Source organism: Streptomyces olivaceus (genome assembly GCF_000721235.1).
Taxonomy (GTDB): Bacteria; Actinomycetota; Actinomycetes; order Streptomycetales; family Streptomycetaceae; genus Streptomyces; species Streptomyces olivaceus.
Genome location: NZ_JOFH01000019.1, coordinates 190,390 through 209,089 on the forward strand (window position 1 = coordinate 190,390; position 18,700 = coordinate 209,089).

Consider the following 18,700-nt stretch of genomic DNA (forward strand, 5'->3'; position numbering starts at 1 on the left):
CCTCACGGTATCGATCCTCAACGGGCCTGGTAAGAGACTTATCGGCAACGGCCCCTGCCGCAGGGCCGATTCTCGTGCGGCACGGCGACGAGCAGGGTGAGAGGCGGGGTGCCGGGCGGGGCGACGGCCAGAGCGACGGGCGCGTCCCTGCGGGTCCGGTGGGGAGCCGGCGAAGACGCGGGCGGACCGCAGTCAAGGGGCCTCCACCGGGTCGCCCGTACCGGGCAGAGGTTGGTGTGGATTGTCATACATTAGGGCTATTCCGTCGGCCCAGAAGGTCTCCGGCCGTCCCGAGCGGAGCCGGGCGCGCAGATCACGCACGGCCTCCGGCAGACGGTGCGCGTTCGCCGGTCCCCCTATCTCGTCGAGCGTGCCGCGGTGGAACTCGCCGCAGACCGCGTCCGGCAGTCCGCGCCGCCGGCGCCACAGGGCCACGCCGAAGCCGCCGCGTACGAGACTCGCGAACGCCGCCGCGTCGTCGCCGCGTCGGTGGCTGTCGAAACGGCACAGCACCGGGACCGTGCCGTGCGCCAGACCGCGCAGTTCCTCCACGGGCGGCACCGGTTTGCGCAGCCCGTCGTCGCAGTCGAGGACGGTGGCCGTCACCGGATGCGCGTGCAGCCAGCGCCAACGGGCCCTGCGCTCCTCGTCGAGGTCCATCCGGTAGTCACCGTCGGGTGCCGCCCCGGGATGCCCGCCGCCCGCGCCGACCGCGGTGCCCGCGCCGGACGAGCCGTTCACGCTGCTGTCATTGTTCTCGCCGTCGTGCGCGTCGCTGCCGTCGGCCCTGCCGTGCCCGTCGTGCCCGTCGTTTCTGCCGTCGCCGACGTAGCCGCCGTAGCCGTAGCCGTCGTCCCCGTCGTCGTCGGTCAACTGGTCGCGGTCGGAGCAGCGCAGGACGACCGGGCGCTGGGTGCCGAGCGGCTCGTCCTCCGGGCCGAGCCGCCAGTCGTCCACTTCGAGCGCCAGCAGCGAGTGCTCCGTCGCGACTTGCAGGACCGCCGGCCGTCCCGGTGTGTCGCACTGGCGGAACGCCTCTTTGAGCGGTGCCGCCATGACCGTGGCGAGTTCGGCCAGCGGCGCGCGCCGGACCTCCCTGAGGCGTTCGGTGCCGCCGCCGTCCCGCACGACGAAGACCGACCAGTCGCAGCGGTCCGGCTCCCAGCCCCGCCGCACGATCTCGACCAGGACGGAGGACTGCGCCGCCCTCGTCGTCGGCTGCGGGGGGCCGGCCGGCACCGGGCGGCGAGCCTCCATCCTGTTGATCCGCCGCTCGACGAGGGCGCTCCGGCGGCCGGGACCGAGCCGCTGGGCGGCCTGCCACACCCCTGCCCACAGGGCACCCTCGGCGGCCGGCGTACTGGCCGCGATGAACGGGCGCTCGGCGGTCATGACGTGCACCGCGTAGTCGAGCACCAGGTAGAGGGCGCCGTCGTCGCGCGCGCACTCGTACAGGGCGCCGAGCCCGTCGCGCCACCCGCGCGGAGCGGGCAGCGGCAGCGGGGTCTCGAAGTCCGGCAGGGAACCGAGGAGGTCCAGCAGGGAACTTGTGCTGGCCGGCGGTGGCAGGTCCGCGAGGCGGCCGAGCAGCTGGACGCGTTCGTCCGGGCTCAGGGTGCGTCCGGGCCGGGCCCCGAGTTGGCTCTGCACGTCGGCCCAGGTGTTCCTGCGCGCGCTGGGATGGCGCTGCCGGTCCCGGTGGTAGCGGTCGTGGGCGTGGACGACCGTCTGGTACAGGTCGTCGTGCTCGGTCGTCAGCTCCCCGGAGGGCACGGGCAGCGTCCGCAGCTGCTCGAGTCCGGTGGAGGTGCCGCCGCGCGCGTGGTCGGAGCGCGCCTTCAGTACGCCGATCACCTCACCGCGCTCCGGATCGATCACGGGGCCGCCGGAGACGCCGTCCGGCAGGTCGTTGTCCCCCAACCGCATCTGGACGTCCGTGGTCCAGCCGCCGATGGTGCCCTCCACCGTGAGGGTGCCGTCCAGCATCCGCAGGTGCCCGTCGACCACCGTCCAGCCCGCGTAGAGGACCTTGCCCTCGCCGTAGTAGGCCGCCGGGCGCTCCGAGAGGTACACGCACTCGTGGTCGACCGGTTCGCTCAGCCGCACCAGCGCGAGGTCGGGGGCCGGCCAGGCGCCGGGCACGGAGCCGACACCCTCGGGGAGCGCAGCCGCCACGTGGCCGGGGACCGCGGACATGCCGCTTCCCGGCGCGGACTCGTACATCACCACGACCTCGTCCCCCTCCCCTCCGCATGCCACGTGTGCGCAGGTCAGAACCCAGCTCGGGGCCACGAAGTAGCCGCTGCCGAGGAACGTCCCTGGCTCGTCCAGGGCATACCCGGCGTCCGGCCGATGAATGCGCACGGTCGCCGCCATGACGAGTCCACGCAGCGCACGGCGAGCCGCGTCGTGGGCGCCCGATGCGCCGGGGGCGCGCCCGTCCGTCATACCGCGCCTCCGGAACCGGCACCGCCTGTCCCGCCGTGCCCCGGAGCGCGGGCGGACGCACCCGCGCGGGGCTCGGAAGGCCCTCCACCGCCCGCGGCGCCCGGACCGGCGGCGTCGGGGCCGGCCCCGCCCGGCTCCGGCCCGCCGGGGGCAGGCGTGTTCGGACCTGAAGACTCATCCGCGTCCGGCACGTTCGGATCCGATGGGCTGGGGTCCGGCGCGTTCGGATCCGGCGCGTTCGGATCCGGCGCGTTCGGATCCGGCGCGTTCGGGTCCGGTGGGCCGCCGTTCCAGGTGAGGGTGACGGTGATGCCGGCCTTGGTCTCGCCGTCGGCGAGGAGGCCGACGACCTTGCCCGCCTTCGCGGTCAGCTCGATGCCGAACTGGACGCTGACCTCGTCCGGCCGCACCGCGCGCAACGGCTCGGCGAGCGACCGCGCGACACCGGTCACGAGCGAGTGCAGACTCTCCACGCCCGCCTCGACCCGCTCGGCGAAACCGGTGTCGCTGAACGACAGCTGCCCGCGCGGCGCCGGCAGCTCCGCCGCGCCGGAGATCCGGGCCCACACCGGCGTCCCGTCCGGCAGCACGACGCGCGCGACGCGCGTCACTTCCTGTCCCATGGGATTCCCCCGTCCCCGCGCCCCCTCGACGACCCCAGGAGACGCACTCGGCTGCACGCCTATCCTTGTCCTGTCTTCTCCCCACCTGACGGAAAGACCTCAACTCTCCATCCCGCAGGCACAGGGTTCTTCCCGCACGGGGGGCTCCCAACCCTGCAAAGACCCGACGGAGCACGATCCATGTACTTCACCGACCGCGGCATCGAGGAGCTGGAGAAGCGGCGCGGCGAGGAGGAAGTCACCTTCGAGTGGCTCGCCGAGCAGCTGCGCACGTTCGTCGACCTGAACCCGGACTTCGAGGTACCGGTGGAGCGCCTGGCGACGTGGCTGGCGCGGCTGGACGACGAGGACGAGGACGAGTAGTCCGCCGGTCGCACCGAGGTACGCCGTCGGCTGTCCCGGCGCGCCGCCGCCGGGGCCGGTCACGGACGCCGTGTCAGCCCGTACGCCAGTCCCACCGCACCGTGCGCCACCAGCAGCGCCCCCGCCGCGGCCCAGCCCCCGCCGCGCCGCCGCAGCCCCCACGCGGTGAGCGGCAGGCCCGCCGCCACCTGCGCCAGGGCCAGGGCGCGGGCACCCGGGCCGCCCACCCAGGGCATCCAGGCGGCGAGGCGGCCGTCACCGGCGGTCGGGCGACGGCCCGCGGCAGCGGTCCGCGCGGCACCCGGCACGGCACCGGCGGCCTCCCCCAGCCGGTCGGCCGACGCGCCCGGGTCGAGCCCGTCCGGAAGGGTGACACCCGCGCGCGTGAGTACGGCGAGCAGCCCGCGCAGCCTGGCGCGGGCGTCGGCCCCCGGATCGGGGCGCGTCAGGCGGTCCAGCGCCTGAACGTCCAGGACCGGGTCCAGACCGAGCCGGGCGGCGAAGGTGCGCGTCGCCTCGTCCTCACCGGCCGGGGTACCGTCGGCGAGCCACACATAGCCGACCGGGCGGCGGAAACCGGACGCGAGGGTGTACCCGGACCGGTCGGCGTCCCACCACAGGGCGAGCACGGGCCACGGGGCTCCGACGGCGAGCGCCGCGGCCCAACCGGTGACCACGCGGTCGACCGGTTCGCCGCCGTACCGCCAGGGCCCGCCCTCCGGGACCAGGACGCTCCACTCGCCACCGGCCGCGACCAGGGCCATGCGCTCACCGAGCAGCGGTGCGACGGCGGCGACGGAGTCCGGTTCGGCGCGGCACAGCAGCAGGGCGCCGGAAGCGGCACCGGAAGCAGCGGCGGGGACGGGGGCACGGGTCGACATATCCACAAAGTAGAGCGATTCCGCCCTCCCGGCCGATCGTTGATCAGCAGAACGGGTGTCTTGACTTTCCGTGCGCGCGATATATCGTGAATTACGGAGGACGCGATATGGCGCGTTCGGTCGAGGAGGTCTGCACCATGTCCGAGTGGTCCGTCGCTGAGCCCGAGAAACTCACCTTCGACGAGTCCGTGAGCGAGCTCCACGTACGCATAGTCAACGGAACGGTGAACGTCGTGGGCACGGACGAGGGTCCCGCCCGCCTGGAGGTGTCCGAGATCGAGGGGCCACCCCTGGTCGTGACCCACCGGGACGGCGCGCTCACCGTGGCCTACGAGGACCTTCCCTGGAAGGGCTTCCTCAAGTGGCTCGACCGCAAGGGCTGGCGCCGCAGCGCGGTGGTCACGCTGGCCGTGCCGACCGGCACCCGTGTGGAGGTGGGCGTGGTCGGCGCGGCGGCCGTGGTCTCCGGTCTTGAGGGGCGCACCGAGGTGAAGGGCGTCTCTGGGGACACCACACTCGTGAGCCTCGCGGGACCGGTCCGCGCCGACACCGTCTCCGGGAACCTGGAGGCCCAGGCCCTCACCGGCGACCTGCGCTTCAACTCCGTCTCCGGCGACCTGACGGTGGTGGAGGCGGGCTCCTCGGTGCGGGCCGACTCGGTGAGCGGATCGATGATCGTCGACCTGGACCCGGCGGGTGGACCGACGGACATCAGCCTGACCAGCGTCTCGGGCGAGATCGCCATCCGGCTTCCCCAGCCGGCCGACGCCCGGGTGGAGGCCAACACGGCCAGCGGCTCGGTCTCCAGCGCCTTCGAGGACCTGCGGGTGGGCGGCCAGTGGGGCACCAAACGGATCACCGGGCGGCTCGGCGCGGGCAACGGCCGGCTGAAGGCCACGACGGTCTCCGGCTCCATCGCCCTGCTGCGCCGTCCGGCGGCCGAGGACTCACCGTGGGAGCGGGAGTCACGGAACACCGGCCCGGGGGACGACGGGCACGAGGACTCGGGGGACAATTCCGCTTCCGTCCCGGAGGACGGCGCCGCCGCCGCCGCTTCCGACGGCACGACCGACAAGAAGGTGCTCTGACATGCCCCCCGTCTTCGCCCACGGCCGCCTCCGCCTCTACCTCCTCAAGCTCCTGGACGAGGCCCCCCGCCACGGCTACGAGGTGATCCGCCTCCTCGAAGAACGCTTCCAGGGGCTGTACGCGCCCTCGGCGGGCACGGTCTATCCGCGCCTGGCCAAGCTGGAGGCCGAGGGCCTGGTCACCCACACGAGCGAGGGCGGCCGCAAGGTGTACGCCATCACGGACGCCGGCCGCGCTGAGCTGTCCGACCGCAGCGGCGAGCTGGCCGACCTGGAGCTGGAGATCCGGGAGTCGGTCGCCGAGCTGGCCGCCGAGATCCGGGCCGACGTGCGGGGCGCGGCCGGGGACCTGCGGCGCGAGATGCGGGCCGCCGCCAGCGCCGCCCGCCTCGACACCGGCAGCGGTTCCGGTTCCGGTGCGCACGAGGAGGGCGGCGGATTCGCCGGTGCCCACGAGAGCGACGACAAGGAGGCCTGGCGGGTCGCGAAGGAGGAGATGCGCCGGGTCAAGCAGGAGTGGAAGGAGCAGGCCCGCCGGGCCAAGGACGAGAGCCGCCGCGCCCGCGAGGAGGCCCAGCGCGCCCGGCGCCAGGCCAAGGAGGCCCAGGAGCGGGCCCGGGCACAGGCCCAGGAGGAGGTGCAGCGCATCGCCCAGCGGGTCCAGGACCAGGTGCAGGACCACTTCTCGCGCGGTGACTGGCCGACGGGACTGCGCGAGGGCCTGAGCGAACTGGCGAGGGAGGTCGGGGACTTCGGCAAGGACTTCGGGAAGGACCTCGGCAAGGACTGGGGCTTCGGCCGCACCGGCAACGGTGGGACCACCGCGCGCCCCGAGCACTCGCCCCGCTCCGAGCACTCCCGTTCCGAGCACTCCCCCGCGCCGGAGTACTCCGTCACACCGGAGGACTTCCCCGCTCGGTACGCCCCGGACTGGGCGCATGAGGACGCGTCGGAGTCCACCGGTGACCCGGCGCGCGACCTGGACCGGCTGCTCGACCGCTTCCGGGACGACATCCGCGACGCCGCCCGGGACCACGGCGTCACGTCCGATCAGCTCCGCGACGCCCGCCGCCACCTGTCCGCGGCCGCCGCGCACATCGGCGCGGCACTGCGGGCGCCCAAGCCCTGACCCCGGCACCTCACGTACGGCGCTCCGGGTCACCGGGCGGGGTGCCGCACGGCACCGGGTGCACCGGAGGTCAGGCGCACGCCGCCTCGCCCGTGCCCTCGCCCAGCACACGGGTCAGCGACTCGTGCGTCACGCCGTGGTCGGCCAGCACCTCGGCCGGCCCGCCCGGGTCGAGGGTCAGGGCAAGGAGGAGGTGCTCGTCCCCGATGCGCCGGTCACACCGGGCGACGGCGATCCGCAGCGCCTTCTCCAGGACCCCCTTGGCGCCCCGGCTGAAGCCGCGCCGCCCCGACCACCGGCGCCCACCCCGGCGGTCGCCGGACATGGCTCCGACGCCGTGCGCCTCCTCCACCCGGGCGACGACGTCCAGGACGTCGATGCCCAGGCCGGCGAGGGCGTCGGTCTCGGCCCGCGACAGACCGGCACGGCGCCGCGCGTCCGCCAGGTCCCGTCGCACCGCGTCCCGGCGTCCGCCGAGCCCCAGCGCGGCCAGCGCAAAGGAGCCCCGGGTGCCCTCCCCGTCCAGCAGGGCGAGCAGCAGATGCTCGGCGTCGACCAGATGCGCCTGCGCCTCCTCGGCGTGCTCGACAGCTCCCAGCACCACCGCTCGGGCGTCCTTCGTGAATCGCTCGAACATCAACGCCTCCCGTATTTCTTGTGCACGGCCTGCCTGCTGACTCCCAGTTCCGTGGCGATCTCCTGCCACGACCACCCCTGATGGCGCGCACTGCGCACCTGCACCGCCTCCAACTGCTCCAGCAGCCTGCGCAGTGCGGCGACGGCCCGCAGCCCGACCCGGGGATCACGGTCACCCGCACGCGTGGCGAGATCCGTTGCTTCGCTCATACCGTCAACTTAGGTTGACAGCCCCCAACTGTCAACCTCAATTGACGCCAGGCCCGCGGCACAACGAACGGCGGGCCCGGCCGACCGGACCCGCCGTTCGCGAGAGGACATGCAGGACGATGTGTCAGAGGTTCAGGAGTTGGTGAGCACGATCTTGCCGAACTGCCCCCCGGACGCCATCAGCTCGAAGCCCTCGCGGGCCCGGTCCATCGGGAGCACCTCGTCGACGACGGGACGCACCCCGGTGGCGGCACAGAAGGACAGCAGGTCCTCCAGTTCGTCCTTGGTGCCCATGGTGGAGCCGACGACCTTGAGCTCCAGGAAGAAGATCCGGGTCAGCTCGGCGTGCGAGGGCCGGTCGCCGCTGGTGGCGCCGGAGATGACCAGGGTGCCGCCCGGCCGCAGCGACTTGATGGAGTGCGACCAGGTGGCCGCGCCCACCGTCTCGATCACCGCGTCGACCCGCTGCGGCAGCCGGGCGCCCGTCTCGACCGCCTCCACGGCGCCGAGCTCCAGGGCCCTCCTGCGCTTGGCCTCGTCCCGGCTGGTGGCGAAGACCCGCAGCCCGGCCGCCTTGCCGAGCACGATCGCGGCCGTGGCAACCCCGCCGCCAGCGCCCTGCACCAGCACCGAGTCACCGGGACGCACCCCGGCGTTGGTGAAGAGCATCCGGTACGCCGTCAGCCAGGCCGTCGGCAGACACGCGGCCTCCTCGAAGGAGAGCCCCTGCGGCTTGGGCAGGATGTTCCAGGTCGGCACGGCGACCTGCTCGGCGAACGTCCCCTGGTAGCGCTCGGTGAGGATGGAGCGGGGCTCCCGGGGGCCGACCCCGTGGCCGGTCTGGCCGATCACGGAGTGCAGGACGACCTCGTTGCCGTCCGCGTCGACGCCGGCCGCGTCGCAGCCGAGGATCATCGGCAGCCGGTCCTCCGGCAGGCCGACGCCGCGCAGGGACCACAGGTCGTGGTGGTTGAGGGAGGCGGCCCTGACATCCACCACACTCCAGCCGGACCGTGCCTCGGGAGCCGGACGCTCCCCCAACTCCAGGCCGGTCAGCGGCTGATCGCGGTCGATACGGGCGGCGTACACAGCGAACATGCCCCGACCATAGATCCCCCGTCCCCCAACCGAAACCACTCACCCCTGTGACACACCCCCTCTTGCCAGCACCCCCCGCTGCGGGCAGTCGGGCCGCTGGGGCGGCACGGATGGGCGGTGGGCACCCCGCAAGCGCCGGGCCGCGCACCCACCCCCGACCCCGCTCGCCCCCCAACGGCAAACGACCCCGCCCCACACCAGGGACGAGGCCGCTCACCACACCGCACATCACACCGTCACCGGCGCGCGACACCTTCCGCCCGGGCCGCCGCCGCCACCGCGGCCGTGACCGCCGGCGCCACCCGCTCGTCGAACGGCGACGGGATGACGTAGTCCGCGGCGAGATCGTCCCCCACCACGGAGGCCAGCGCCTCGGCCGCCGCCAGCTTCATGCCCTCGGTGATCCGGGACGCCCGCACCTGCAGCGCCCCCGCGAAGATCCCCGGGAACGCCAGCACGTTGTTGATCTGGTTCGGGAAGTCCGAACGCCCCGTCGCGACGACCGCCGCGTACTTGTGGGCGACCTCCGGGTGCACCTCGGGATTCGGGTTGGCCATCGCGAAGACGAACGCGCCCTCCGCCATCGAGGCGACCGCCGGCTCCGGCACCGTACCGCCGGAGACGCCGATGAAGACGTCGGCACCCGAGAGCGCCGCCTCCAGCGGGCCGGACAGCCCGGCCTTGTTGGTGAAGCCGGCCACTTCCTGCTTCACGGGGGTGAGGTCGTCCCGGTCGGCCGAGACGACACCCTTGCGGTCGGCGACCGCGACGTCCCCGATACCGGCCTCGACCAGCATCCTCGCGATGGCGACCCCGGCCGCGCCCGCGCCCGAGATCACCGCGCGCAGCTCACCGAGCGTCCGCCCGCTCAGCCGCGCCGCGTTCCGCAGCGCCGCCAGCGTCACGACCGCCGTGCCGTGCTGGTCGTCGTGGAAGACCGGGATGTCCAGTCGCTCCTGGAGCTTGCGCTCGATCTCGAAGCACCGCGGCGCCGAGATGTCCTCCAGGTTGACGCCGCCGAAGGACGGGGCGAGGCGGACCACGGTCTCGACGATCTCGTCGGCGTCCGTGCAGTCCAGGGCGATCGGGACGGCGTCCACACCGCCGAACTGCTTGAAGAGGATCGCCTTCCCCTCCATCACCGGGAGGGAGGCCTCGGGGCCGATGTCCCCGAGGCCCAGCACGGCCGTGCCGTCCGTCACGACCGCGACGACCGAGGACTTCCAGGTGTAGTCGTGGACGAGGTCGGGCTGCTCGGCGATCGCGCTGCACACTTTCGCGACGCCGGGCGTGTACGCCAGGGACAGGTCTTCCTTGTCGCGGACCGGCACGGTGGCCTGCACGGCCATCTTGCCGCCGCGGTGCAGCGCGAACGCGGGGTCGAAGGAGTCGAGCGGCTCCGTGCCCGACTCCTGCTCCGCACCGGCGTCGTTGTCGCTGCGAGGATTGACGATCTCCGCTGCCACTTTGTCTTACCCCTTAAGAGTTCATGGATTGAGGGTTTGTCCACTCCTGGTGAGGAATGGGCGGGCACCGCGCGGGAAGATGGCCGTCTGGGCCACGAGGCCCCCGCGCGACGGGCGCGCCGCACACGCGCCCTGAGCCCCTGATGAGGGGTGTAAAGAACCTTCTTACCCGACCGACGCCCCCGCCGACGAGTCGTACCGTCGCAAGCTCACATGGCGGACCCTCGGCTCCGCATGTCGGTGACATGACTCATAGCCGGGGATCCGGACAACTTCTCGGCATCCCTTGACAGGGCCGGAACAGGCGTCGCGGAGGGCCGCCCCCACCCGTGATCCATGTTTGGATAACGAGAAATTCCGCAGATCTTTCGGCTGGAGGGGCAGATTCCCGTAAAGGTTCGGTCGTGATGTACCGACCTGATGCGGTTCGGGAGGTGACCCGTTATCCGATTTTGACATGACGGCCCCCCTGAGTGGCCGAGTCCGAATGGCAAGATGCCGTAATCGCACGAGGTCGCGGCACTCGAAGACGTGTGCTCTCGTCGACCCACGGCACCGGCCGGACCCCCGGCCGGCGTCCCGTCCCATCGGCAACTCCATTCATCCGCCGGAGGAACCACCATGACCGCACGCTCCACCCGTCGTACGACCGCCGCGCACTCCAGGACAGCAGCGGTCGGTGCGATCGCGGTCGCAGGCGCTCTGCTGCTCACCGGATGCGGCGACCAGACCGAGAAGAGCGACTCCGGCGACAGCCAGTCCTCGAGCGGCGCGCCACTGGCCGACAAGCTGCCCAAGTCGCTGCGCGACAAGGGCACGGTCAAGGTCGGCTCCGACATCGCGTACGCCCCGGTCGAGTTCAAGGACGACTCGGGCAGGACGGTCGGCATCGACCCGGACCTCGCGGATGCCCTGGGCAAGCAGCTCGGGGTGAAGTTCGAGTTCGAGAACGGCACCTTCGACACGCTGATCACCGGCCTGCGCTCCAAGCGGTACGACATCGCCATGTCCGCGATGACCGACACCAAGAACCGCCAGGAGGGCATCGACGCCGACACCGGCAAGAAGGTCGGCCAGGGCGTCGACTTCGTCGACTACTTCACCGCCGGTGTCTCGATCTACACCAAGAAGGGCGACGACCAGGGCATCAAGACCTGGTCCGACCTGTGCGGCAAGAAGCTCGTGCTGCAGCGCGGCACGGTCTCCGAGGACCTCGCCAAGGCCGAGAACGAGAAGTGTCCGGCCGGCAAGAAGATCTCCATGGAGGCCTTCGACAACGACCAGCAGGCCCAGACCCGGCTGCGCGCGGGCGGCGCCAACGCCGGCTCCTCCGACTTCCCGGTCGCGGCGTACGCGGTGAAGACCTCCGGCGGCGGCAAGGACTTCGAGCTCGTCGGCGAGCAGGTCGAGGCCGCGCCGTACGGCATCGCGGTCGCCAAGGACAACACGCAGCTGCGGGACGCCCTGCAGGCGGCGCTGGACGCGGTGATCGCGAACGGCGAGTACAAGAAGATCATGGACAAGTGGGGCGTGGCGGAAGGCGCCGTCACCAAGGCAGCCGTCAACGGCGGCAAGTGACCGTGCGGCGGGCGCTGAAAGGCAACATCCGTGACTGTTGACATCGACAAGACGGCGGGCGGCCCGGCCGGCACCCCGCCGCCCGGACCCGGGGCGGAGGCCATCAAGGCCATCCCGGTCCGGCACTACGGGCGCTACGTCTCCGCGGCCGTCGCGATCGCGCTGCTGGCGGCGGTCGTGTTCGCGTTCTCCCAGGGCAAGATCAACTGGGGCGCGATCCCGGACTACTTCTTCGACGACCGCGTCCTGACCGGCATGGGCAAGACCCTCCTGATCACGGTGCTGGCCATGCTGATCGGCGTCGTCGGCGGCATCGTGCTCGCCGTGATGCGGCTGTCGAAGAACCCGGTGACCTCGTCCATCTCGTGGTTCTACATCTGGTTCTTCCGCGGCACACCGGTCCTGGTGCAGCTGGTCGTCTGGTTCAACCTCGGCCTGGTCTTCGAGTACATCAACCTCGGGCCGTTCTACCGCGACGAGTGGTCGGACTTCATGACGCCGTTCCTGACGGCGCTGCTCGGCCTCGGCCTGAACGAGGCCGCGTACATGGCCGAGATCTGCCGTGCAGGCCTGCTCGCGGTGGACGAGGGGCAGACCGAGGCGGCGCACGCGCTCGGCATGAGCCAGGCGAAGACGCTGCGCCGGATCGTGGTCCCGCAGGCGATGCGCGTGATCGTGCCGCCGACGGGCAACGAGGTCATCAACATGCTGAAGACGACCTCTCTGGTGTCGGTCGTCCAGTACGCCGAGTTGTTCCGGGTCGCCCAGGACATCGGCCAGACCTCGGGCGCCCCGGCCGAGATGCTGTTCCTCGCGGCCGCCTGGTACCTGCTGCTGACCTCGGTCTTCAGCATCGGCCAGTACTACCTGGAGCGGCACTACGCCCGCGGCTCCAGCCGACAGCTGCCGCCGACGCCGTGGCAGAAGGTGAAGACGAACATGTTCGCCCTCGGCCGCCCGAAGGGAGGCACGGCATGACCGGGAAGCTCAGCAGGACGGAGACCGCCCCCGTGCGGGACTCGGCCGTCCCCATGGTCAAGGCGGAGGGCGTCCACAAGTCCTTCGGCCCGGTGGAGGTCCTCAAGGGCATCGACCTGGAGGTGCGCCAGGGCGAGGTCTTCTGCCTCATCGGCCCCTCCGGCTCCGGCAAGTCCACCTTCCTCAGATGTATCAACCACCTCGAAAAGATCAACGCCGGGCGTCTGTACGTCGACGGCGAGCTGGTCGGCTACCGCCAGAAGGGTGACAAGCTCTACGAGCTGAAGGACAGCGAGGTCGCCCTCAAGCGCCGTGACATCGGCATGGTCTTCCAACGCTTCAACCTGTTCCCGCACATGACGGCGCTGGAGAACGTCATGGAGGCGCCGGTCCAGGTCAAGGGCGTGAGCAAGGCGCAGGCCAGGGAGCGTGCCCGCGGTCTCCTGGAGCGGGTCGGCCTCGGCGACAAGGCGGGCAACTACCCCTCGCAGCTCTCCGGCGGCCAGCAGCAGCGCGTCGCCATCGCGCGGGCCCTGGCCATGGAGCCGAAGCTGATGCTGTTCGACGAGCCGACCTCGGCCCTGGACCCGGAGCTGGTCGGCGACGTACTCGACGTCATGCGCGACCTCGCCGAGTCCGGCATGACCATGGTCGTCGTCACCCACGAGATGGGCTTCGCCCGCGAGGTCGGCGACAGCCTGGTCTTCATGGACGACGGCGTGGTGGTCGAGTCGGGCAACCCGCGCGACGTCCTGACCGACCCGCAGCACGAACGGACCAAGGCGTTCCTGTCCAAGGTCCTCTGAGACGGCATCCGCAGGGGCGGTACGGACTTCCCGTACCGCCCCTGCCCGCTGTTCCGCCGCCCCCTCACCGCCGGATCCTCACCGTCCCGTCCCCCGCGCCGGGGGCTCACTTCACGGCGAGCAGCAGCGTGTCCGAGGGCGAGCACCAGACCGGCCGCGCCTCGCCGAAGCCCTTCTCGCGCAGTACCCGCGCGTGCCACGCCGCCGAGGGCATGTCGCCGTCCGCGTGCTCGCCGTAGATCTCGAAGCGACGGGCGGTGGGCCCGGCGAGCACCGGGTCCTTGGCGGCCAGCTGCCACCACTCGGACCAGTCGAGCGCGCCCCCGTCCTTGGCCGCGTCCATCTGCGCGTGCCGCTGCGCGCGTTCGGCCGCGTTGATCCGGGGCGTCGTGTCGTCGATCATGTGGTCCGCGTTCATGAAGACACCGCCGTCGCGGACGAGTCCCGCGACCCGGCCGTAGAGATCCGCGAGGGGTTCGGCGTGCAGCCAGTGCAGGGCCGTGGCGGTCAGGACGGCGTCGTAGGCGTCGTACGGCAGCCTGGCCGGCCAGTCGGGGTCCTTGAGGTCGGCGGTGACGAGGCCGACCCGCTCGTCGCCCGCGAAGGTGCCCTCGGCGATCGCGAGGAGCGCCGGGTCGAGGTCCACGCCGGTGCTGGTGGCGTCCGGGAACCGGTCGAGCAGCCGGGCCGTGATGGTGCCGGTGCCACAGGCCAGGTCGAGCACGCGGGGCGCGGGGCCGACCAGTGCGCCGACCATGTCGAGCATGATCCGGAACCGTTCCTCGCGGTCCGGCATGTACCACTCCTGCTGCCGGTCCCAGCTCCGCTGCCAGGCCTGCCAGTCGGTGCCGTCCGTGGCGTTGGTGGTGATCTCCGCGTCCGTCATCAAGCCCCTCCGTACTGCATGACGTAATACCCTGGAAGCACGATCAGCTCTTACCTGACCGCAGGCACGACCCTAAAGCCCCTCCGTAAGGACTACAAGTGGAACTGGCCTATTACTCGGATTACGCCGTGCGTCTCGTCAACACCGAGGAACCGTCGCGGGGACAGGACTCCCTGACCTCGGTGGAGGCCGTCCGCGAGCTGTTCGGCGCCAACCAGTCGGCGGCCCGCCGCGCCACCGACTCGGACGTGACCCGGTTCCGCTCGGTGCGGGGCCGGCTGCGCGCGGTCTTCGAGGCGGCCGACGGGGGCGACGAGACCCTCGCCGTGGACCTGCTGAACTCCCTGCTCCTGGAGTTCCCGGTGAGCCCGCAGATCTCCGGCCACGACCACCGCGACGACGACGGCAGCCCGCTGTGGCACATGCACCTGGCCGACCACCCCTCCAACGCGACCGCCGGTTTCGCGGCGATCGCGGCGATGGGCCTGGCCTTCCACCTGACGGAGTACGGCGTGAACCGGCTGGGACTGTGCGAGGCGCCCCCCTGCCGCAACGCCTACCTGGACACCTCGACCAACCGTTCCCGGCGCTACTGCTCCGACCGCTGCGCCACCCGCGCCAACGTGGCGGCCTACCGCGCCCGCAAGCGCCTGGAGGCGGACCGGTCCGCCAGTACCGGCCGGAGTGCCGACAGCGCCCAGCGGACCACGGTGAACGGCGAGCGCTGACCGGCTCGCGGCCGGTACCGCAACCGCACCTTCCCGAGCACGAGCTCCTCGGGAACGACCCCGTAGTCGGTGCTGTCGCCCCCCGCGAAGGCGTTGTCCCCGAGCACCCACCAGCCGCCCCGGCGCCGCTCGGCGGCCCGCTTGACCACGAGCAGGTCCTGCTGGAAGGGGTGCCGCAGCACGACCACGTCTCCCGGCCTGACCCGCGCCCCCCAGTGCACCAGCAGTACGTCCCCGTGGTGCAGCGTGGGCACCATCGACGGACCGGTCACCTCGGCCGGTCCGAAGGGCAGCGCCCCTCTCGCGCGCTCGGTCTCCTGCGACAGCTGCTCCGGCATCACCCGGCACCTCCCCGGTCTTTCCTCCACCAGTCTCAGTCTCACCCCGGACTTTTGTCCTAAGCCCACGGGGGCACCCGCGAAATCGCGCCTCCCAGGGAGTAATGTCCCCCCTGAGAAGACGATCACGAGGAAGGAACGCTTCATGCTTTCCCGCCTGTTTGCCCCCAAGGTCACGGTCAGCGCCCACTGCGACCTGCCCTGCGGCGTGTACGACCCGGCCCAGGCCCGCATCGAGGCGGAGTCGGTGAAGGCCGTCCAGGAAAAGATGGCCGGCAACGACGACCCGCACTTCCAGACGCGCGCCACGGTCATCAAGGAGCAGCGCGCCGAGCTCGCGAAGCACCACGTCTCCGTGCTGTGGAGCGACTACTTCAAGCCCCCGCACTTCGAGAAGTACCCGGAGCTGCACCAGCTGGTCAACGACACCCTGAAGGCCCTGTCGGCCGCCAAGGGCTCGAAGGACCCGGCGACCGGCCAGAAGGCCCTGGACTACATCGCCCGGATCGACGAGATCTTCTGGGAGACCAAGAAGGCCTGATCTTCGGTCATGCCGCTCGGTCCGGTCCTTTTCCGGTCGTCCGGTCGACTGTCCCGCACCCGGCCCGCAGGCCGCCGAACACGGCGTCCACAGCGGTCCGGGTGCGGTCTTTTACCCGCCTCACGTGCACCCGCCCCTCCGACCCCGGCCACGATCCGCACGCCCTTCACCACACCGACCTCGTTCTGCGCAGGCCGGTCCAGGCGCAGCAGGTGGCGATGGCGGCCGCGAGGGCCGCTGCCACGGGGGCGGACGGGGCCGCGTGCAGCAGCGCGGTGCCGAGCACGACTGTCACCAGTCCGTCGAACTGCCACGCCACGACCAGGAGCCCGGAGAGGTCGCCGAACGGGGTCATGACCGGGAGCAGGAGGGAGAGCGGGAGGTTCGACTTCATCTCGCGGAGGAACCTGGCGCCGAGGACCAGCACGATCGTGGCGGCGGCGAGCAGTGCCGTGTCCGCCGGGTGGGCGTCGTACTGGGGCCACCGGGTCGCCGCAGCGGCTCCGCCGCCCAGCAGGGTGCCGGCCGTCACGGCGGCGGCGGGCCAGGCAAGCCCCCGGGCGAGCGTCCCGCGCCACCGCCCGCCGAACAGCGGGGGGAGTGTCAGCTCGTCGCGCAGCCCGCGCCAGGTCTCGCCCACTCGTCCCGAGCCCAGGTAGACGCAGCACGCTCCGGCCGCCCACAGCGGCAGGGCGGGGCCGCCGGCCGTCCCGGCCGCCAGCAGGGCGCCGCCGGCCAGCAGGAGCAGCGCGGCCGCACTGGTGCGGCCGGGAGTGCGCAGGGCCCGCACGGCGCCCTGGGCGAGGTGGCCGCGCAGGCGGCCGTCGGGGCGGAACAGGGCCGAGGTGAAACCGCGCGGCTCCGGCCGGTACAGGTCGAGCGCGTGGTGGAGGGTGCCCGTGAGTACGTACGTCTGAGCCTGGGAAGCTCGTGACGACTCGCGGGCGAGGCGGGCCAGGTCCACCGTGCGGAGGGAGCGGAAGGCTACCCGGGCCAGGATCACCGCAGTGGTCGCCGCGGCGACCGCGACCAGCCAGAGGCCACCCGTGCCGGCGTCCGGGATCCGGTGGCCCGTCAGCGTCACGAGGAGGGCCGTGGCGCCCGCGGCCGAAGCGAGAACGAGATTGTCCCGAGGCGTCCGCACCTGGCCCCACAGCCACGCCACCGCGCCGAGGGCGCCGGCACCGGCCGCGACGGCGACCGCCTGTGGCACGGTGCCGAGGTCGTCGAACAGGTCGGTCGTGAGGTACGCCGCCGCACAGGAGGCGAGCAGCAGCGCGGTGCCCGCGTACCTCAGCCGGCGGCGGGCGGCCCCGCCGAGGTAGGCCGTCGGGGGCAGGTCAGTGGACGTGAACACGTGCAGCACGAAGGGCTGGAGCACCAGCGGGCCCCAGAACCGGCCCGCGAGCTGCGCGCTCCAGCACAGCGTCACCGTGAAGGCGCAGGACACGGACGTCGCGGCGCCCGGCGCGGACAGGGAGAAGAGCGCGGGGCTCGTGCCCGCCGCGTGCAGGGCGGGCGCCAGGAAGAAGGCGCCGAACAGGACCACGAGGTAGGCCGTGTACGCGCGGCTGCCCGCCGAGGTGCGGTCGCCGCGCCGGCTGTACCGGTGCCACACCGCGCGGACGCGGTCCCCGGCGTAGGCTTCGGCGGCTGTCACGGCGGCCTGTCCCGTCACCCGAGCTCCACGCGGCCGTCGCACGCGGCCACGAGAGCCGGGTCGTGGGTGGCGACCAGGAACGCGGTACCCGCCTCCGCCCGCTCGGCGAGGAGGCCGGCCACCAGATCGACGCGGTGCCGGTCGAGGTGCCGCTCGGGCTCGTCGAGCAGTACCACGTCGGCGGGCCGGACCAGGGTCAGCGCGAGGCTGAAGAGCTGGGACTGCCCGGACGAGACCTGGTGGGGGAACCGCTCGCCCAGTGCGGACAGACCCAGCCGCTCGACGACCCGTCCGGTGCCTTCGGCGGCGGCCGTGGAGTTGCCGTACCAGGAGGCGGCGACGAGGGCCACCTGTTCGCGCAGCGTCATGTCGCGGGCGACGGGCACCGGTTCGACCAGCGAGGCCATCAGCCGCCGGTGGCGGGGGTCGGTCATGGCCACCGGTTCGCCCCGCACGGAGACCGAGCCGGCCGTCAGGCTGCGGGTGCCCGCGAAGGCACGCAGGAGGGTGGTCTTGCCCGTGCCGTTGCCGCCCGTGACGCACCAGCGCTCGCCCGGCCCGACCTCGAACGTCGTGGGGGCCAGCAGCGTCGTGTCGGCCAGCTCGACCGCCGCGCCGTCGGCCGCGAGTACAGGCACCACGCGCGTCAGCGCTTCCTGTCGTAGGTCCGCACCACGACGCCGTTGCCGAAGGTCCGCACGTCCCGCGTGACGAACTCGGAGACGGCGAACGCGGAGCCGAACATCGGCATCCCGGTGCCCAGCACGATCGGGTAGGTCTTGATGACCAACTCGTCGATCTCGTCGACCAGTTCACCGGCGACGGCCGAACCGCCGCACAGGTAGACGTCGTACGCGCCCTCCTCCGCCTTCAGCGCCCGGACCCGGCCGGCCAGGTCGGTCGAGACGATCTCGACGTTCGGGTCGGGCGACTCGGCGAGCGTGCGCGAGGCGACGTATTCGCGCAGATGGGCGTAGGGGCTGGTGATGCCCTCCTTGAGTGCCAGGTCGTAGCTGCCCCGGCCCTGGACGATCGTGTCGAACCGCTTGTTGGGCAGGTCGTCGATCCCCAGGTGGCGGCGGCCGTGAGTCGGCAGGGTCTCCGGGTACTCCGACTTCAGGAACCCGAAGTACTCCTCGTCGACGAAGCGGGTCATGAACGACGCGTCGCCGTCCGGACCGCCGATGAAGCCGTCGATCGAGCAGGCGACGAAATATGTGAGTCTGCGCAAAACCAGCAACCC

General features: G+C 72.1%; 19 protein-coding genes and 1 pseudogene. 8 read left to right on the forward strand and 12 right to left on the reverse strand.

Features of this window, described 5'->3' with window-relative positions:
* Positions 1-192: 192 nt before the first annotated feature.
* Together IG94_RS0122045 and IG94_RS0122050 are read right to left on the reverse strand one after the other, a co-directional pair.
* A complete protein-coding gene (locus IG94_RS0122045; RefSeq protein WP_031039686.1) occupies positions 193-2,448 on the reverse strand; it encodes a VMAP-C domain-containing protein in 2,256 nt (751 codons plus the stop codon).
* A 95-nt stretch (positions 2,449-2,543) separates the two neighbouring features.
* Positions 2,544-3,071, reverse strand: a pseudogene (locus IG94_RS0122050) (CU044_2847 family protein); the annotation flags it as partial.
* Positions 3,072-3,251: 180 nt separating this feature from the next.
* Here IG94_RS0122050 and IG94_RS0122055 point away from each other — a divergent pair.
* Positions 3,252-3,434 carry a DUF6104 family protein gene (locus IG94_RS0122055; RefSeq protein ID WP_003961784.1) on the forward strand — a complete coding sequence of 61 codons (183 nt, stop codon included), beginning with the start codon at positions 3,252-3,254 and terminating at the stop codon, positions 3,432-3,434.
* A 59-nt stretch (positions 3,435-3,493) separates the two neighbouring features.
* Here the strand turns inward: IG94_RS0122055 and IG94_RS0122060 are convergent, their stop codons facing one another.
* Positions 3,494-4,315 carry a hypothetical protein gene (locus IG94_RS0122060; RefSeq protein WP_031039698.1) on the reverse strand — a complete coding sequence of 274 codons (822 nt, stop codon included), beginning with the start codon at positions 4,313-4,315 and terminating at the stop codon, positions 3,494-3,496.
* Between the two features lie 137 nt (positions 4,316-4,452).
* Here IG94_RS0122060 and IG94_RS0122065 point away from each other — a divergent pair, with 137 nt between their 5' ends.
* Positions 4,453-5,403, forward strand: coding sequence for a DUF4097 family beta strand repeat-containing protein (locus IG94_RS0122065; protein ID WP_157852295.1), 951 nt, complete (start codon positions 4,453-4,455; stop codon positions 5,401-5,403).
* A gap of 1 nt (position 5,404) precedes the next feature.
* A complete protein-coding gene (locus tag IG94_RS0122070) occupies positions 5,405-6,532 on the forward strand; it encodes a helix-turn-helix transcriptional regulator (protein WP_031039705.1) in 1,128 nt (375 codons plus the stop codon).
* A 70-nt stretch (positions 6,533-6,602) separates the two neighbouring features.
* Here IG94_RS0122070 and IG94_RS0122075 read toward each other — a convergent pair whose 3' ends face one another.
* The 4 genes from IG94_RS0122075 to IG94_RS0122090 form a co-directional block, all read right to left on the reverse strand.
* A complete protein-coding gene (locus tag IG94_RS0122075) occupies positions 6,603-7,169 on the reverse strand; it encodes a Clp protease N-terminal domain-containing protein (RefSeq protein ID WP_031039709.1) in 567 nt (188 codons plus the stop codon).
* Positions 7,169-7,378 carry a helix-turn-helix domain-containing protein gene (locus IG94_RS0122080; protein WP_031039713.1) on the reverse strand — a complete coding sequence of 70 codons (210 nt, stop codon included), beginning with the start codon at positions 7,376-7,378 and terminating at the stop codon, positions 7,169-7,171. Before IG94_RS0122080 ends, IG94_RS0122075 begins: the two co-directional genes overlap by 1 nt.
* A gap of 132 nt (positions 7,379-7,510) precedes the next feature.
* The gene (locus IG94_RS0122085; RefSeq protein ID WP_031039717.1) at positions 7,511-8,476 is read right to left on the reverse strand and encodes a zinc-binding dehydrogenase; all 966 of its coding nucleotides are present in this window, start codon (positions 8,474-8,476) and stop codon (positions 7,511-7,513) included.
* A 236-nt stretch (positions 8,477-8,712) separates the two neighbouring features.
* Positions 8,713-9,942 (reverse strand): NAD(P)-dependent malic enzyme, encoded by a 1,230-nt coding sequence (locus IG94_RS0122090; RefSeq protein WP_031039720.1) that lies wholly within the window; start codon positions 9,940-9,942, stop codon positions 8,713-8,715.
* Between the two features lie 621 nt (positions 9,943-10,563).
* Between IG94_RS0122090 and IG94_RS0122095 the strand changes: the two genes are divergently transcribed.
* From IG94_RS0122095 to IG94_RS0122105, 3 genes are read left to right on the forward strand one after another with little or no spacing between them, the layout of a single operon-like run.
* Positions 10,564-11,520, forward strand: coding sequence for an ABC transporter substrate-binding protein (locus tag IG94_RS0122095; protein ID WP_031039723.1), 957 nt, complete (start codon positions 10,564-10,566; stop codon positions 11,518-11,520).
* Between the two features lie 30 nt (positions 11,521-11,550).
* The gene (locus IG94_RS0122100) at positions 11,551-12,498 is read left to right on the forward strand and encodes an amino acid ABC transporter permease (RefSeq protein ID WP_031039725.1); all 948 of its coding nucleotides are present in this window, start codon (positions 11,551-11,553) and stop codon (positions 12,496-12,498) included.
* A 53-nt stretch (positions 12,499-12,551) separates the two neighbouring features.
* Positions 12,552-13,304, forward strand: a complete 753-nt coding sequence (locus IG94_RS0122105) for an amino acid ABC transporter ATP-binding protein (protein ID WP_031039728.1) — start codon at positions 12,552-12,554, stop codon at positions 13,302-13,304.
* Positions 13,305-13,410: 106 nt separating this feature from the next.
* Here the strand turns inward: IG94_RS0122105 and IG94_RS0122110 are convergent, their stop codons facing one another.
* Positions 13,411-14,190, reverse strand: coding sequence for a class I SAM-dependent methyltransferase (locus IG94_RS0122110; protein ID WP_031039730.1), 780 nt, complete (start codon positions 14,188-14,190; stop codon positions 13,411-13,413).
* A 98-nt stretch (positions 14,191-14,288) separates the two neighbouring features.
* On the opposite strand from IG94_RS0122110, the gene IG94_RS0122115 reads away from it, so the two are divergent.
* On the forward strand, positions 14,289-14,918 hold the full coding sequence (locus IG94_RS0122115; RefSeq protein WP_031039734.1) for a CGNR zinc finger domain-containing protein: 630 nt from the start codon (positions 14,289-14,291) through the stop codon (positions 14,916-14,918).
* Here IG94_RS0122115 and sodX read toward each other — a convergent pair.
* Positions 14,822-15,256, reverse strand: coding sequence for a nickel-type superoxide dismutase maturation protease (gene sodX / locus IG94_RS0122120; protein ID WP_031039736.1), 435 nt, complete (start codon positions 15,254-15,256; stop codon positions 14,822-14,824). The genes IG94_RS0122115 and sodX overlap by 97 nt on opposite strands.
* A gap of 145 nt (positions 15,257-15,401) precedes the next feature.
* On the opposite strand from sodX, the gene sodN reads away from it, so the two are divergent.
* Positions 15,402-15,797: a superoxide dismutase, Ni gene (gene sodN / locus IG94_RS0122125; RefSeq protein ID WP_031039738.1), complete on the forward strand. Its 396-nt coding sequence runs from the start codon at positions 15,402-15,404 to the stop codon at positions 15,795-15,797.
* Positions 15,798-15,963: 166 nt separating this feature from the next.
* On the opposite strand, the gene IG94_RS44100 is transcribed toward sodN, so the two are convergent.
* Genes IG94_RS44100 through IG94_RS0122140 form a run of 3 tightly spaced genes read right to left on the reverse strand, consistent with a single transcriptional unit; the run spans position 15,964 to position 18,688 of the window.
* Positions 15,964-17,457: a hypothetical protein gene (locus tag IG94_RS44100; protein ID WP_031039743.1), complete on the reverse strand. Its 1,494-nt coding sequence runs from the start codon at positions 17,455-17,457 to the stop codon at positions 15,964-15,966.
* Positions 17,458-17,471: 14 nt separating this feature from the next.
* On the reverse strand, positions 17,472-18,098 hold the full coding sequence (locus tag IG94_RS0122135; protein ID WP_051159382.1) for an ABC transporter ATP-binding protein: 627 nt from the start codon (positions 18,096-18,098) through the stop codon (positions 17,472-17,474).
* A 5-nt stretch (positions 18,099-18,103) separates the two neighbouring features.
* Positions 18,104-18,688 carry a dihydrofolate reductase family protein gene (locus IG94_RS0122140; protein ID WP_031039748.1) on the reverse strand — a complete coding sequence of 195 codons (585 nt, stop codon included), beginning with the start codon at positions 18,686-18,688 and terminating at the stop codon, positions 18,104-18,106.
* Between the last annotated feature and the right edge of the window lie 12 nt (positions 18,689-18,700).

Excerpts from the sequence above, each read along its gene's own strand:
- IG94_RS0122045 (WP_031039686.1), bottom strand. The coding sequence starts at position 2,448 with ATGACGGACGGGCGCGCCCCCGGCGCATCGGGCGCCCACGACGCGGCT.
- IG94_RS0122055 (WP_003961784.1), top strand. The coding sequence starts at position 3,252 with ATGTACTTCACCGACCGCGGCATCGAGGAGCTGGAGAAGCGGCGCGGC.
- IG94_RS0122060 (WP_031039698.1), bottom strand. The coding sequence starts at position 4,315 with ATGTCGACCCGTGCCCCCGTCCCCGCCGCTGCTTCCGGTGCCGCTTCC.
- IG94_RS0122065 (WP_157852295.1), top strand. The coding sequence starts at position 4,453 with ATGTCCGAGTGGTCCGTCGCTGAGCCCGAGAAACTCACCTTCGACGAG.
- IG94_RS0122070 (WP_031039705.1), top strand. The coding sequence starts at position 5,405 with ATGCCCCCCGTCTTCGCCCACGGCCGCCTCCGCCTCTACCTCCTCAAG.
- IG94_RS0122075 (WP_031039709.1), bottom strand. The coding sequence starts at position 7,169 with ATGTTCGAGCGATTCACGAAGGACGCCCGAGCGGTGGTGCTGGGAGCT.
- IG94_RS0122080 (WP_031039713.1), bottom strand. The coding sequence starts at position 7,378 with ATGAGCGAAGCAACGGATCTCGCCACGCGTGCGGGTGACCGTGATCCC.
- IG94_RS0122085 (WP_031039717.1), bottom strand. The coding sequence starts at position 8,476 with ATGTTCGCTGTGTACGCCGCCCGTATCGACCGCGATCAGCCGCTGACC.
- IG94_RS0122095 (WP_031039723.1), top strand. The coding sequence starts at position 10,564 with ATGACCGCACGCTCCACCCGTCGTACGACCGCCGCGCACTCCAGGACA.
- IG94_RS0122105 (WP_031039728.1), top strand. The coding sequence starts at position 12,552 with ATGGTCAAGGCGGAGGGCGTCCACAAGTCCTTCGGCCCGGTGGAGGTC.
- IG94_RS0122110 (WP_031039730.1), bottom strand. The coding sequence starts at position 14,190 with ATGACGGACGCGGAGATCACCACCAACGCCACGGACGGCACCGACTGG.
- sodX (WP_031039736.1), bottom strand. The coding sequence starts at position 15,256 with ATGCCGGAGCAGCTGTCGCAGGAGACCGAGCGCGCGAGAGGGGCGCTG.
- sodN (WP_031039738.1), top strand. The coding sequence starts at position 15,402 with ATGCTTTCCCGCCTGTTTGCCCCCAAGGTCACGGTCAGCGCCCACTGC.